The organism is Microcoleus sp. D3_18_C4, from assembly GCF_036702355.1.
Classification (GTDB): Bacteria; Cyanobacteriota; Cyanobacteriia; order Cyanobacteriales; family Microcoleaceae; genus Microcoleus.
The window spans coordinates 116,697-131,471 of sequence record NZ_JAUBTF010000005.1 but is presented as its reverse complement, the minus strand read 5'-3'; the positions used below and the strand labels follow the sequence as shown (position 1 = coordinate 131,471).

The following is a 14,775-nucleotide window of genomic DNA, read 5'->3' as shown; positions in this document are numbered from 1 at the left end:
CTGTCGGAGATTGTTTTTTATTAACCGCAGAGAACGCAGAGGAGGCAGAGGAAGAGAGAAGATTAACCAAGTGATGGCTAAATTGTCAAGAACTATTTTACAAAAAATTACATTTTAGGGCGATTCCCTACGGGATAGCTTCGCTTCACGGTGCGGGTGCTACAAAGCTTGAAAAACCCAAGCTAGTATTGCTACTCCTTGGTTTGTACCCTAAAATCTACTAGAATAGTTTCCTTGAATCGACCTAACCTTTATGTTGAACTGGCTATAAAATTATTCTACCAACAGCAGACGTTCACTAAGGAGAAAACATTGGTTTCCACAACCTTGAAAACGACCAAATCAGAAGAAATTTTCGCAGCAGCCCAGAAGTTGATGCCAGGTGGCGTCAGTTCCCCCGTGCGCGCCTTCAAATCCGTAGGCGGACAGCCCATCGTCTTTGACAGGGTAAAAGGAGCCTACATTTGGGATGTGGACGAAAACCAATACATTGACTATGTAGGCACTTGGGGCCCAGCCATCTGTGGCCACGCCCACCCGGAAGTCATCAAAGCCCTGCACGAATCTTTAGAAAAAGGTACGAGTTTCGGCGCACCATCGCTGTTGGAAAACGTACTCGCCGAAATGGTCATCGATGCCGTTCCCAGCATTGAAATGGTGCGATTTGTCAACTCCGGCACCGAAGCCTGTATGGCCGTTTTGCGCCTGATGCGAGCTTTCACCGGACGCGATAAACTGATTAAATTTGAAGGCTGCTATCACGGACACGCCGATATGTTCTTGGTAAAAGCCGGTTCCGGCGTCGCAACTCTGGGCCTTCCCGACTCTCCGGGCGTCCCGAAATCCACTACTGCCAATACCCTCAACGCTCCCTACAATGACTTAGAAGCAGTCAAAGCTTTATTTGCCGAAAATCCCGGCGAGATAGCAGGCGTAATTCTCGAACCAGTGGTGGGGAATGCCGGTTTTATTACCCCGGATGCTGGTTTTCTCGAAGGTTTGCGGGAAATTACTAAGGATAACGGTGCTTTGTTAGTTTTTGATGAAGTAATGACCGGTTTCCGCATCGCCTACGGCGGAGCTCAGGAAAGATTCGGTGTCACCCCGGATTTGACTACTTTGGGTAAAGTTATCGGTGGCGGTTTGCCGGTGGGAGCTTACGGCGGACGGCGTGATATTATGGGGATGGTGGCTCCTGCTGGCCCTATGTATCAAGCGGGTACCCTTTCGGGAAATCCTTTGGCGATGACTGCTGGGATTAAGACTTTGGAATTGCTGCAAAAACCCGGCACTTACGAACAGTTGGATAAGATTACCAAAAAACTCTCTGACGGATTGCTAAAAATTGCTAAGGAAGCCGGACACGCGGTTTGGGGCGGGCAAATTAGCGGGATGTTTGGTTTGTTTTTTGCGGCTGGCCCGGTTCACAATTACGAGGATGCGAAGAAGTCGGATTTGACAAAGTTCAGTCGCTTTCACCGGGGAATGTTGGAGCACGGTATTTATCTTGCTCCTTCCCAGTTTGAGGCGGGATTTACTTCTTTGGCTCATACTGAGGAAGATATCGATCGAACTTTGGCTGCAGCGCGTGAAGTGATGGCAAGTATTTAACGTGTGTAGTAAGGATGTTTGTCCGTAAAACTCAGGAATAAATAATTAAAGTCCTTGCTGTTTGTTGGCAGTAAGGACTTTAATTTTTCACTGCTTTATCAAATAATATCATCCGGTTACACTCATACATGATGTTGACTGTTGACGGTTGACTGTTGACGCCGTGAACAGTCAACCGTCAACAGTCAACAGTGAACTCGAATTTACTATTCCGATGCTAACGGATTTGATATAAAGTCCTGAATCATAGAGACTATGCAGGACTAGCTTTTAATTAGGCTTACAGGCTTTTTTCGTAAATTTTCACGGGGTAATTCCTGTTTAAGGGTGTGAGGACAATCAAAATTAGTAATTATAGGAACTCTCTACTTTGCGGTAGCAATCCCTAACTTAGCTCCCTTAATTCGGCGTAATCGATCCATAACTTCCACCACATTTCCGTGATTGACGCTTTTATCCGCATTCAGCACAATTAATGAGTTCTGATTTGACCCCATCGTCTGCCGCACCGTACTCTCAATCTGGTCTAAGTTGACTGACTTTTTATCAACCCTTAATTTTCCATTAGGATCAATGGTGACGGTAATTTTAGAAGGCGAGTCCTGAACTTGAGAGGTTGCTGCTTTCGGTAAATTTACGGGCAGACCTTCGGATTTGGATAAAGACAAAGAGGAAACAATGAAAAACGTCAATATGGCGAAGGTTACATCAATCAGTGGCACGATATTAATCTGGGCAATACTCTCAGGTTCATCGGGTAGGCGCATAATTAGATTCTCTTGGTAGTTTTTCGTAGTGGTGACGGTACAATAGCTCTAGCTGGCCTCCGGCTTCCTGAATAAAAGCAATCTGCTGTAAGTAAAACCCGCGAAACATATTGGCAAATAAGAGTGTAAAGATTGCCACCACTAACCCCATTGCCGTAGAAACGAGGGCTTCGCTAATCCCCCCGGTAACGCCCGCGGCATTGGTGCCTGCAGCATCTCCCAGTTTGAGGGAGTCAAAGGTGGTAATTAAGCCCAAAACTGTTCCGAGCAACCCAAATAGCGGGGAGAGGGTGATAATGGTGTCAAATATTGTATTGAATCGCTTCAAAACGGGGATTTCTGCCTGAGCTGCACTCTCTAAAACCAAACAAAATTCTTCGATGTTGGGCGAGTCTAATTCTAATGCTTCCAAAAAAATTCGGGCTAAGGGCAAATCAGCGTTTACTTGTAACTTTTTGATGGCGGAATCCGGGTTTTGAGTGTAAAGTTTTAGCACTTCCCGGACGACCCGCCGCTGTCGCCGATTCACTTTAAACCAAAAGACAAGACGCTCTAAAATCAGTGCGACTGCTGCGATTGACGAGGCAAGCAGCGGCCAAGAAACAATGCCCCCAGCGCGAAAAATGTAAATGAAATTATCCATTAGTTTGTATTCTCGTTAGCTGTGTTGAGTGATCGCAAGCTGCCTAATGGTGCAATTAGCCCGTGAGAAGGCTGGTAGAGTTTCTGCGTCAAGTCGGCACAAGTGATTCAGGCTGCGAATTGTTTCACTCAAGCGCGATCGCGATCGCGATCGCACAAACGCACTACCTGTATGTGACTATCTTCGTCTGTACCCAAAATGCTCCTAATGTGATCCCGACCGAGATCGCGACAGATTGTTCTGCCAGTGCTTCTTTGCTAAATATTTGCGTTAGGACTTGACAATAATCTTCAATAATTTAAAAGATTCTCAACTAGGTTTCCACAAAATTCAGGGTTTGTCAAGTCATGACCCACGTTTATACATAAAAATAACCTATCGATAAAAAAAACAAAATCAATTTTAGTTATTTAGAAAATACATGAAAATCTTGAGAATGTGGAAATTTGTTGGTAGATTACGGGCTAGAGTATTGTATTTAAGGCATTTGTGAACCTTCCTTTAGCAGAATCAGAATATTGACAGCGCCCATAAGAGCAAGGTAGACGCCCCCAAAGGAAATGCTGATTGGTAGCGTCTAGTCGCTATCTCAAAATTAAATAATGAAAATTAATTGCAAGAGTCTTGAAGAGGGTGACAGTCTTCTTATAGGATGGGTAGGTTCATCAGTGATAGCAAGCTCAACCCGCAGTTGGTAGCTTGTTTCGGGTTATGTCGGGGAGCCAGCGAGGACGTTGCCAACCCATCCATCAAGGAGAGTCATAAGGCATGAGTTTTTCAAATATTTCGGCGACGCAAAGACAACAACAAGAAGAAGCTCTCAAAAAAGTTCTGGCGATCAGTCTGTTAGCCTCAAGCTTCCTGCACGGTGTCGCGCTGCCGTTGAGCCTCAACTTGGTTAAACCTGCTGAATTTGCAGAGGAACCCATTGAAGTTGTTGTGCTTGATGAGCCCAAAGTAGAGGAAACCCAGCCAGAGCCGACTATTCCAGAAAAGGTATCTCCCCCACCTGAGACGTTCAAACCAGAACCGCCAGCAGAGCCAACTCCCCCAGAGGAGTCACCCGTAGCCGCAACGCCACCGCCCATTCCAGAGGAGTCACCCGTAGCGGTAACGCCACCGCCGATTCCAGAGGAGCCACCCGTAGCGGTAACGCCACCGCCGATTCCAGAGGAGCCACCCGTAGCGGTAACTCCACCGCCGATTCCAGAGGAGCCACCCGTAGCGGTAACGCCACCGCCAACTCCTATCGAGCCTTCCCCCGCACCTCAACAGGATTTAAAGTCCCCAGAAACTCCTAAAACCCCGATCGCCCAAGAACCCGAAACCCCTTCGCCCGATCCTCCAAAAAGCGAACCACCCGTTAGCGACTCCCGCCCCAAGGGTGCTGCGAGTCTCCCAGACTTTACAAAAGACGTTGGAAATCCCAACTCCTCCGACAGCCCTGAAAAAAATAACCCACTCTCGTCATCTGCTTCGGCGGGTAGCGGGGAGCCTTCCTCAGAGCCATTAAATGCTTCTTCCGGGCCCATTCAGCGATCGCCCGGGGCTGGGTCGCCAGTCACAACTACTAGACCAGGAGGCGGTGGCAATTCTGGAAATGCGCTCGGAGGTTTAGGAAACCTTGCCTCTGGTGGCCCCGGAGGCGGAAGCCCTGGAGGCGGAAGCCCTGGAGGAAGTGCGTCGAACTCACCATCTGGCGCCAGCGAAAATGGCGACCTACCTTCCTCAGAGCCATTTGGGGATGGTTCGGGGCGATTGGGAAGATCGGCGACGGCTGGCTTACCAGGCCCTGGAGGCGGAGGCCCTGGAGGCGGAGGCCCTGGAAGCGGAGGCCCTGGAGGCGGAGGTTCTGGAGGCGGAGGTCGTGGAGGCGGAGGCTCTGGAAGCGGTTCGGGGTCAGGGCAAAAACCGACAAATCCAGGAAGAGGGGGGAGTCCTTCGCGCGCTCCCGGCACGCCTGGGGGCACTTGCATTAGTGGCTGCGGTAAACCTAACTATCCGAGCGCAGCCAGAGAAGAAGGGCGCCAAGGCCAAGTGGAACTCATTTGTGACATTGACCCCAACGGTAAGACAGTCAACATCAAGATCTTGACTCCTAGCAAATACAACGACTTGAATCGCGCAGCGATGAAAACAGTAGAAGAAAGGAAATATGCCCCATCAGAGAGTGGCCTTCAAGGAGAAAGAATAGTCATTATCTTCCAGCTCACTGACTAGGGATTTTTTTGAGACTCTAGCAATTTGGCTGGGAATTCTATAGCACCGTCCAAGAAATAGCAAAGTTAAAAATTGAATTTTTTGTGAATTATGAATTTGGGAATGTCGTCAGCAATATTAAGTAAACTTCAGCGAGTGGGACTCGCTCTCTTACTTGGTTCCAACTTGGGAATGGCTTTGTTGTTTGCCAACCCTCACAGCGCAATGGCAGGAGTAATTACTTTACCCGATGGCGGACGTTGCGAGGGAGAATTGAGTGAGGGAAAACTCAGCGGGCCCGGCATTTGTCAATATGCCAACGGCGATCGCTACGAAGGCCAATTTCTCAACGGCAAACCTCACGGTCAAGGCATCTATACCTTTAAAGAAGAAGGTCGATACCAAGGAGAATTTGGGGATGGGGAATTCAACGGTAAAGGTGTCCGCGAATTTGCTAACGGCAACCGCTACGAAGGCACTTTTAAAAACGGTGAGTTCGACGGTACAGGCACTTTTACCTCAACTAACGGCATTCGTTACGAAGGCTCTTTTAGCAATGGTTCTCCCAGCGGTCGGGGGGCTTTTACGTTCAGTAATGGCACTCGGTGCGAAGGAGATATTAAAGAAGGAAAAATTAACGGCAAAGGCGTCTGTCAATATGCTAATAAGAACCGCTACGAAGGAGAGTTGCTGAATAATGTGCCTAACGGGCAGGGAATTTATACCTTTGCTGAAGGAGGTCGTTATGAGGGGCAATTTAGTGAAGGGCAGTTTCACGGTAAAGGGGTTCGCGAATATCAGAACGGCAACCGCTATGAAGGAGAGTTTGTGAAGGGCAACATTCAAGGTCAGGGGCTGTTTACTTTTAAAGAAGGGGGACGTTATCAAGGGCCGTTTGACAATGGAGAATTTAGTGGTGAAGGTGTCCGTGAGTTCGCCAATGGAGATAGCTATAAAGGCACTTTTGTCAAGGGTAAGATGAGCGGGAAAGGAGTTTACGTTTTTAAGAATGGCGATCGCTGCGAAGGCGAATTTACCGATGGTCAGTTCAACGGCAAAGGTACTTGCATTTACGCCAATGGCGATCGCTATCAAGGTGAATTCCTCAACGGTCAGAAACACGGGCAAGGTTCCTACATTTATGCAGATGGAACGAAAGTAGAAGGAAATTGGCAACAAGGTCAAATTAAAAAATAACCTTATAACCTATCTCGCCCTTCTTGTTTACCCCCCTCCTAACCAATGACATTAATGCACTTTAGAGCCGACACACCGGCGTTTTATAGCGCTTTTAAATTTGGTGAGGTTAGGAGAGGGCTTTTAATTTCACATCCGATTTAGACAGGGTATTTTTTCGGGTTTTATGGAGTTCTCGAAGAGGTGGTATTTTTTTAACCGCAGATGGACGCAGATAGGTTAGCTTTTTGGGCATCTAATTTGGTATAATTTTCTCCCTTGTTCTCCATAAAAAGGATTTAAATCCTCGGCGTTGTGTTTGTGCAGTTTGTTGAAAAGGCTGCAATGTCTCAGTTTAACCCTAGCGAATTAATTTTCAGTGTTTCTACAACAAAAAAAACAAAGCCGACGGATTGTCTCGTTATTAATGAGTTTTATTTTAGTTTTACTTCTAAATAAAGGGGTTCAATCCTCGCCTCAAACCGGCACTCAAATTCTTTGGGATACCTATGGAATTCCACATATTTACGGAGAAAATAGTAAAAGCCTTTTCTACGCTTTTGGGTGGGCGCAGATGCAAAGTCACGGTAATCTGATTTTGCGTCTTTATGGACAAGCTCGCGGGCAAGCTGCCGAGTTTTGGGGCGAAGATTATCTGGAATCCGATCGCTGGGTGCAAACTATGGGAATTCCTAATCGCGCCAAGGCGTGGTATGAATCACAAAATCCCATTTTTCGCAACTATCTCGATGCTTTTGTTGGCGGAATGAATGCCTATGCAAAAGAACACCCAGAGGCGCTCACCCAAGAATTAAAGATAGCATTGCCTCTCAAACCGGTAGATGTATTGGCACACGCGCAACGTGTCATCAATTTTACTTTTATAGTCGAGCCAGAGCACCTTGAAGAACTCGCTGAAAATGACACCCCCAAAGGCTCTAATGGTTGGGCGATCGCTCCTTCGCGCTCTGAAAGTGGCAATGCTATGCTATTGGGAAATCCTCACCTTCCTTGGTCGGATTTATATTTATGGTACGAAGCGCAACTGATTGGCCCAGAAATTAACGCTTACGGAGCGACTCTCGTCGGATTTCCTGTATTAACGATCGCCTTTAATGACAACTTGGGATGGACTCATACTGTCAACACTCACGATGGCTGGGATGCCTATGAATTGCCTCTCGCTAACGATGGTTATCGCTTCGATGGCGAAGTCCGAAAATTTGACAGAGAAGAGAAGGTTTTAAAAGTCAAAGAAAAGAATGGAAATTTGCGATCGGAATCTCTAGTCGTGCGGCGTTCTGTTCACGGGCCGATTGTCACAGAAAAACAGGGCAAAGCGATCGCCCTGCGCGTTGTCGGACTCGATAAATCCGCAGCCCTTCAGCAGTGGTGGGATATGGCACGAGCCAAGAATTTTTCTGAATTTGAAGCGGCTTTAAAGCGCTTGGAAATTCCCATGTTTACCGTCATGTATGCCGATCGTCAGGGGCATATCATGCACTTGTTTAACGGTCAAGTCCCTATACGCAAAAAAGGAGATTTTAAATACTGGTCAGGCACGATCGCAGGCAATACCTCAGAGACTTTGTGGAGTAAAAATCATCCCTATGCGGATTTGCCGCGCGTTGTCGATCCGCCCAGCGGTTGGTTGCAAAATACCAACGATCCGCCTTGGACAACGACGTTTCCCAGCGCGATCGCACCCGATAATTATCCCGCCTACATGGCACCGCGCGGCCCGATGGATTTGCGATCGCAGCGATCGGCAAAAATGCTCTTAGAAGATGACAAAATCTCTTTCGATGAATTGATGCAATACAAACATTCTACTCAGGTAGAACTCGCCGATCGCCTCCTTGATGATTTAATTCCCGTCGCACGCCAAGGCAGCGAAAAAGCGCGGCGCGCTGCGGAAGTTCTCGCCACTTGGGATCGGAAAGTCGATGCTGACAGTCGGGGTGCGGTGCTGTTTGCCTTTTGGAAAAAAGCGATGGATGCCGATGAGTTATTCGCTAAACCTTGGAGCGAAGATGCGCCGCTAACGACGCCAGACGGGTTGGCAAATCCTGCGGAGGCGTTGCGGGTGCTGGAAGCGGCAGCAACCAAAGTTGAGGTAACTTATGGCGCGTTAGATGTGGCATGGGGGGAAGTCTTCCGATTGCCTGGGGTGGCGAATCTGCCTGCAAATGGAGCTGACGGTGCTTTGGGTGTATTTCGCTCAGTATGGTTCGCTCCTGGCAAGGACGATCGCTTTCAAGCGGTTGCCGGCGATTCTTTTGTCGCTGCGATTGAGTTCTCCAATCCGGTGAAAGCGATGGCGCTAAACAGTTACGGCAACGCCACTCAACCTGGTTCACCCCACGTCGGCGATCAGTTGCAGCTTTTTGCTCGCAAGGAATTGCGCCCTGTATGGCGATCGCGATCGGAAATTGAAGCTCACTTGAGTTCGCGCCAGAAACTATAGCAGAAGGAAGTTCGGCAACGGATTCTGTAACGGATGTAACGGATGTAATATCAATTCCGGTTGCACCGTCCGTGATTGTTGAGTGTTGACTGTTGACTGTTGACGGGCGGGTCGAAAAACTGAATGGTTGAGTGTTAACTGTTGACTCGATTTTATGATTTCGATGCAACCGGAAACGATATAACGGATGTCAGGAAGAAGGAAGAAGACCTCTTTCCGTTTCGCCTTTAGCCATCGCGCAGCAGTCGGGAAGCATACCCACCGACTGCAACGAGGAATAAGCCTAGGGCGGAGATAGCGTATAACAAAGCCATGCCAGCACCGGCACCTGTCCCCAGAATTCCGCCAAAAATAGCTGCTAAAAAACCTCCTGGTTGCATGGCGGGTTCAAATACGCGATCGGCAAGTGGGCCTGCGATCAATAGACCGATCGCTGATGCCAATTGTACGATGACTGCTCTGGTAGCAAAAACGCGGCCCTGTACTTCTGGTGCGACTTTCGCCAACCAGATTGCCTCGTTGGAACTGCCGAGGATGGGGAAATTGAAAGACGAACAAAATTGAGCGGGAATCCAGATGGAAAGCGCCTGACCGAAAGCAAAGACTATTTTACTCAAGCCCGCGCCTGCCATGCCGAGCAGAAAGCCCCGGATTCGACGTTTGGGGCCGCCCCAAATACTGACGATTGATGCTCCTAAAACGCCGCCTGCGCCGGCGGCTGAAAGGATAGTACCGAGGATTCTGGCATTGTTGCCGGTGCGTGCCAGTATCATCGGTGAGTACAGGGCCGCGCCGATGTCGTGAGCGAACCAGAATAGCGAAAGGGACACCAGCAAGGCAAGTACGTTGGGACGCTGGACGATGTAGCGGAATCCGAAGCTGAGTTCTTGCAACAGGTGGGGGCGAGTCGGCTGAGGATTCGAGGCGATATTGCTCCGCAACGCTGGCGCGATCGCGGGCTGTGGTATTTTGACACATACTAGCGTGCCGATCGCGATTGTAAATGTTGCCAGGTCGATCGTAAAAATCCCGCTCAACCCGATCGCAGAATAGAGAATCCCCGCCAGCGTCGGAGCAATAATACTCGCACCGTAACTTGCCAGAAAACTTAAACTGCTAGCGCGGCTGTAATGCTTTTCGGGCATCATTGTGGCAATCGCTGCTGAGTAAGCTAACTGCTGAAGTTGATCAAAAATTCCGTTAATCGCAGCCGCTACATATATATGCCATATTTGCAGGTTTTGGTTGATATAAAGTAATAGGATAGTGAGCGTTAACAAAGCTGAAACCGCATCACCGATCCCCATCAAAAATTTTCGATTCCAGCGATCGACGAGAATGCCAGCAACTGGAGCGAGCAAGATGCGCGGCAATTGAGTAAAAAACATCAACAAAGCCAAAGCTGTGGCTTGACTGGTGGACTCCCAAATCCAAATAGTCAGGGCAAACCCGGACATAGCGCTGCCAATCATCGAAGCCGTTTGTCCCAGCCAGAGTTGAATAAATTTTTGCATTAAATAGGCGATCGATACAATTTAAAATTCAGAGAATCGGGGCTTTTAGGCAGGAGAATGACACCCGCATCCAACCGCACGCCGCTCTCCTTAAAACCAAGGCCATTGCTGGCTAAGTGGAGATAATTCTTCATATTGCTGTCTCGCCTCCTTGCGGTAAAATTTTGCCAAGTGCCGCTGCCGCCACATTAGTACGCCCGTAACAAACAGTACAATCGCTGCTAATCCTGTGATCGCGTGTACAAGTCGCAAGTAAATTCCGCCATAGCTGCCAATATGTAGCGGATAAAGCGAGTTGAGAATTCGATTTGCTACAGAAGCTGAATTTACACTGTCAGCCTGCAATATTTTGCCACTATATTGGTCGAGATAAATGGTGCTAATCCCGTTTGGGTGCGGCTCATTGGGAAATTTTTTCCGTACTTTAAAAATGGCTTCAGGCTTCAAAGGCAGAGAAATAAAAGTGGTTGTAGCTTCCGGCCAAACGGTATTAACTTGGTGTAAGATTTCGTCAAGGTTTTGCCTCGAACTGCTAGAGTGGGGATGAGAAGTCAATGCTGGCTGTGGCTTTTCATTCGTTAGCCAATACAGAGCCGATTCAACCGGCGTGTAAAAAATTATCGCTGTCCCTGTAGCAGAGATTAGTATGAGAAAAGCAACCGATACAATGCCCGAAACGTTATGTAAATCAAATACAGTCCGCTGCCAGTGAGCTTGCCAATTAATAGAAAATCCGCGAGCCAAATTGCGCCAACCCGTCCACAATACCAAGCCACTAAAAGTTAGTCCTAGCATTACTAGACCGCAAATACCGACCACAAGATGACCGAATTCTCCTCCAGCTAATTCCGCGTGTAACTTAAAAATAAAACCTGTAAAAGTTTCTTCCCAAAGGCGCCCACCCGTAATTTTTCCGCTGTAAGGATTGACATAAATGCTAACTATTTCCTCACTCTTAGACAGCATTGAAACTTGGCAAATATCCTTCGCTGAGCGTGGCAGCAAGATACTAAGAGCTTGATTTTGCGGATAAGCTTTTTCGACAATTTGCAGGACATTTTCCAGCGGTATCCGTTCGCCTTGAGGAATTACTTGCAGGAGTTGGGGATTGAAGAACCGCTCGATTTCGGGCCCGAAAACCAGCAAGCTACCCGTTAAAGCAATTACTGCTAGAAATATTCCTACCACTAACCCCAAATACAAGTGCAGTTTGAATGCGAGTTTGCGGAACTTCATCTCGAAATTTTTCTCAAAGCCGTTAACTGTTCTCATTAAGGTAAAACCGATAGTCCGACAGGGAATGAAATCCCTGTCTCAAAGCTAAAGTCCTCGCTATGAGGACTGAGAAAAACACTTCTCAACTCATTAATCCTCTTGAGAGGACTTTAGCTATTAGACAGGGGTTTCAACCCCTGGCGGACTAGCGTGTGGGCGCGAGGACTAGCGGACTAACAGCTTAAATTGACACCAATGGGTTCTTGGAGTGTCCCTACGGGGATATTGAATCTACCTCATAAACCTGCAATCTGCTGTAATTACCAGTTAAGGCGGTAATTAACACTGAGAGTCAAACCTCTGCCTGCATAATTAGAGCTGTCCGATTCAAATCCAGCGGAGTATTGCGAGATCACGGGAAAATATTGATTATTCAATAAATTCTCGACTTTGACTTCTAGCAGCCCAGAGCCAATTTTAACCGCGCTGATGTAATCCAGTGTGAGATAGCTGCTAATCGGGCCGCCATCCGAGCCGTCTTTGAATGCCCGATCGCGATTTCCAGAATATAATAACTGTAACCGATTGTTCCATCCCGGCAAAGTTTCGTTTTGAACATAAGCTGTTAGCTTGAGTGGTGGAATTCGGCTGCTATCGAGGGCGAGGTAACTGTTTTCGTCCTCATATTCGCCTTGAATATAAGTAGCCGTCCCGCCGAGCGACCATGCTTGTGCAGGTTGCCAATCCACAGTTCCTTCTAAGCCATAAATGCGTTCTGGGGAGCGCTGTAGTTCCAGGCGGCCTGTGTTACCAACTGGTGTAAAACGGACTCCTAGATCGGAGGTATTGTAAAAAGCGGCAAGCGACATTTGCACGGATTGCCACCCTCCTCGAATGCCAATTTCGTAGCTGTTGACTTTTTGCGGTTGAGTTACTTCTAACGAAGATTCAATTCCGACAAAATCGTCGGGGGGTTGGCGGAGGATGCGGCCGAAATCTGGAACTGAGAAACCTTGAGAAAAGTTGCCAAATATGTTGAAGTTGTCAGTAATTTTATAGACAGCCCCTGTATTAAATAGGGTGGCGTTAAATTTGCGATCGCCTCCTTCGATCTGGCGCTCATTAAAAGTGGTATAATCATTGACGTTTAACCCGAGGCGTTCGTGACGTATCCCACCACTTAGAATGACGATATCGTCAATATTCCATTCCATTTGACCGAAAAAGCCAAGGCTGTTGAAAGTGTAAGGAGGGACGAAAGGACGCTCGGAGATTTTCCGGTAAACCCGGCCGCCACTTGCGTCAAATCTCTCCGGGTCGTACAGGTCGAAACGCTGTCTGCTATCTTCAGTAACATAGTCAGATCCCCAAGTTAATCGAAGATTTTCGGCACGCGATAAAGGAGTGTTGATCGCAAGCCTTCCTCCTATTTGTTCGGTGTTGGTGCGCGAACGAGTAACGCCGACAAACGGCCCAAAGAAATCGGACGTGCGGTAATCTGAAGGAACACCTACATTGGAATGCGTTCGATAGTAAATTTGACTTTGAAGGCTGCTGCCAAAAAGGTTTTGGTTGGTGTAACTTAAGTTGAGCTGTGTATTCCTATTTCCCGGTGTTACCCCGTCAATATCCAAATTTCCGGTTCGGATGGCGCGGGCTTTTTGCCGTCCTTCCTGTTCGTCAACACTAAAGTCGGGAATTACATTGGGATCTTGAGTTTCCCGATAGTGATTGACAGTTAGTTGCAGCCGCTGTTGGGTGTCCAAATCTACCCCGACTTTGCCCATCACGTTGAAGAGGGTGCTGCTATCTCCGCCGAGTTCAAAAAAGGGAATACGATCGCCTTTGGCATCGTAAAAAGCTCCACTTCTGGCGAGCGACACAGTGCCCGTCATATCGAAATTGCCACTTCGGCCAGAAATTGTCTGCTGAGCGTTAAAGCCTAAAGCATCTCTTGTGTTTGTTAAAGCGCTACTGACGCCCACTTCAGTTACAGCAGTTAGCCTTTCCTCAGTTGGCCGACGAGTAATAATATTAACCACGCCACCTGTAGCCTGAGCGCCGTAGATTGCGGTAGACCCCCGCACTACTTCAATGCGTTCGATCGCACTGGGATCGATGTTTCTAAAATCCCTGACAAAAGATTGAAGATTGGTCGTTTGCGGCACGCCGTCAATCAGAACGGAAACGTTGCGACCCCGCAAAGTTTGACCATAAGTGCTCGTAGTTTGAGTCGGCGGCGCGAAACCGGGAACCTGATTTGCCAGAGCTTCCCCGATATTTCTCGATGCCCCTGTGTCCCGCTGAAGTTCTTCTGAGTCTATCACCGTTATAGAGCGCGGCACGTTTGACACTCTTTCTGAGGTTCGTGTTGCAGTGACGACGATTTCAATCGGGTCTCTCCCCGGCTGTGGTGTCCCAGGTGGCTGCGCTGTCGGCGGCAAGGGTTCTCCGGGTGTCCCAGGTGGCTGCGCTGTAGGCGGTAAGGGTTCTCCGGGCGTTCCTGGCGGCTGCGCTGTAGGCGGTAAGGGTTCTCCGGGTGTCCCAGGTGGCTGCGCTGTAGGCGGTAAGGGTTCTCCGGGTGTCCCAGGTGGCTGCGCTGTAGGCGGTAAGGGTTCTCCGGGTATCTCTACCTGCTGCCCGGTCGGTGGCAAGGGTTCTCCGGGTGTCCCAGGTGGCTGTGTTGTAGGAGCCGGTGCAGGCGGGCGAGCAGTCATCTGCGAGGTGGGTTTTAAGCTGAGAATCAGACCTGCAGCGTTAGGAATCACCCGTGCCACTGGTTGACCCCTCTCGCCAATGACTCTGATTCGGATGCTGTTGTTATCTAAAGGAGTAACGGTGACAGAAGCAATTCCCGCAGCCGGTTTGTCTTGACGAAACTCATTTCCCCCCGGTAGTCGCAGTTGAGCGGTGATGGCATCAATTTGTAAAGTTTCGCCAAAGGTGGTGGTGAAGACTTGCAGGGGTCTTCCATCTTCAGTGTCTAGGATGATTTCAATGCCTTCTGACGTGGGGTTGAGGCGAACGCCCGTCACTTGCGCGATGTTGGAAGCGCACGCCGACTGAGCGACTACCGCCGACACGACTCCTGCCAGCCCAAGGCTACTTAGTAATTTCTGCGATCTGTTCATTACTCTTAAATCAACAATTAATGGAACTTCGGATATGTGGTTTGCGTTGCTT

The 14,775-nt window shown here is 48.5% G+C and carries 9 protein-coding genes; 4 read left to right on the top strand and 5 right to left on the bottom strand.

The window, feature by feature from the left end; genetic code table 11:
* Nucleotides 1-312: 312 nt before the first annotated feature.
* Nucleotides 313-1,611, top strand: coding sequence for a glutamate-1-semialdehyde 2,1-aminomutase (hemL, locus tag QUA90_RS04055; RefSeq protein WP_333035451.1), 1,299 nt, complete (start codon nt 313-315; stop codon nt 1,609-1,611).
* 365 nt (nt 1,612-1,976) lie between these two features.
* Here the strand turns inward: hemL and QUA90_RS04050 are convergent, their stop codons facing one another.
* Nucleotides 1,977-2,378, bottom strand: coding sequence for a biopolymer transporter ExbD (locus tag QUA90_RS04050; RefSeq protein WP_333322881.1), 402 nt, complete (start codon nt 2,376-2,378; stop codon nt 1,977-1,979).
* Nucleotides 2,362-3,021, bottom strand: a complete 660-nt coding sequence (locus QUA90_RS04045; protein ID WP_333082117.1) for a MotA/TolQ/ExbB proton channel family protein — start codon at nt 3,019-3,021, stop codon at nt 2,362-2,364. The genes QUA90_RS04050 and QUA90_RS04045 overlap by 17 nt, the downstream gene beginning before the upstream one ends.
* Before the next feature lie 768 nt (nt 3,022-3,789).
* Between QUA90_RS04045 and QUA90_RS04040 the strand changes: the two genes are divergently transcribed.
* The 3 genes from QUA90_RS04040 to QUA90_RS04030 all read left to right on the top strand — a co-directional run bounded on the left by QUA90_RS04040 (nt 3,790) and on the right by QUA90_RS04030 (nt 8,863).
* The gene (locus QUA90_RS04040) at nt 3,790-5,241 is read left to right on the top strand and encodes an energy transducer TonB (RefSeq protein ID WP_333443969.1); all 1,452 of its coding nucleotides are present in this window, start codon (nt 3,790-3,792) and stop codon (nt 5,239-5,241) included.
* A gap of 102 nt (nt 5,242-5,343) precedes the next feature.
* Entirely contained in the window at nt 5,344-6,417 is a 1,074-nt protein-coding gene (locus QUA90_RS04035) for a hypothetical protein (RefSeq protein ID WP_333385138.1), read from the top strand.
* A 358-nt stretch (nt 6,418-6,775) separates the two neighbouring features.
* The gene (locus QUA90_RS04030) at nt 6,776-8,863 is read left to right on the top strand and encodes an acylase (RefSeq protein ID WP_333443967.1); all 2,088 of its coding nucleotides are present in this window, start codon (nt 6,776-6,778) and stop codon (nt 8,861-8,863) included.
* A gap of 227 nt (nt 8,864-9,090) precedes the next feature.
* On the opposite strand, the gene QUA90_RS04025 is transcribed toward QUA90_RS04030, so the two are convergent.
* The 3 genes from QUA90_RS04025 to QUA90_RS04015 all read right to left on the bottom strand — a co-directional run bounded on the left by QUA90_RS04025 (nt 9,091) and on the right by QUA90_RS04015 (nt 14,723).
* Nucleotides 9,091-10,377, bottom strand: coding sequence for an MFS transporter (locus QUA90_RS04025; RefSeq protein ID WP_333443965.1), 1,287 nt, complete (start codon nt 10,375-10,377; stop codon nt 9,091-9,093).
* 90 nt (nt 10,378-10,467) lie between these two features.
* Nucleotides 10,468-11,649: a PepSY-associated TM helix domain-containing protein gene (locus QUA90_RS04020; RefSeq protein ID WP_333443963.1), complete on the bottom strand. Its 1,182-nt coding sequence runs from the start codon at nt 11,647-11,649 to the stop codon at nt 10,468-10,470.
* Nucleotides 11,650-11,912: 263 nt separating this feature from the next.
* Nucleotides 11,913-14,723 (bottom strand): TonB-dependent receptor domain-containing protein, encoded by a 2,811-nt coding sequence (locus QUA90_RS04015; RefSeq protein ID WP_333443961.1) that lies wholly within the window; start codon nt 14,721-14,723, stop codon nt 11,913-11,915.
* Between the last annotated feature and the right edge of the window lie 52 nt (nt 14,724-14,775).

Excerpts from the sequence above, each read along its gene's own strand:
- QUA90_RS04050 (WP_333322881.1), bottom strand. The coding sequence starts at position 2,378 with ATGCGCCTACCCGATGAACCTGAGAGTATTGCCCAGATTAATATCGTG.
- QUA90_RS04015 (WP_333443961.1), bottom strand. The coding sequence starts at position 14,723 with ATGAACAGATCGCAGAAATTACTAAGTAGCCTTGGGCTGGCAGGAGTC.
- QUA90_RS04040 (WP_333443969.1), top strand. The coding sequence starts at position 3,790 with ATGAGTTTTTCAAATATTTCGGCGACGCAAAGACAACAACAAGAAGAA.
- QUA90_RS04035 (WP_333385138.1), top strand. The coding sequence starts at position 5,344 with ATGTCGTCAGCAATATTAAGTAAACTTCAGCGAGTGGGACTCGCTCTC.
- QUA90_RS04045 (WP_333082117.1), bottom strand. The coding sequence starts at position 3,021 with ATGGATAATTTCATTTACATTTTTCGCGCTGGGGGCATTGTTTCTTGG.
- QUA90_RS04020 (WP_333443963.1), bottom strand. The coding sequence starts at position 11,649 with ATGAGAACAGTTAACGGCTTTGAGAAAAATTTCGAGATGAAGTTCCGC.
- QUA90_RS04025 (WP_333443965.1), bottom strand. The coding sequence starts at position 10,377 with ATGCAAAAATTTATTCAACTCTGGCTGGGACAAACGGCTTCGATGATT.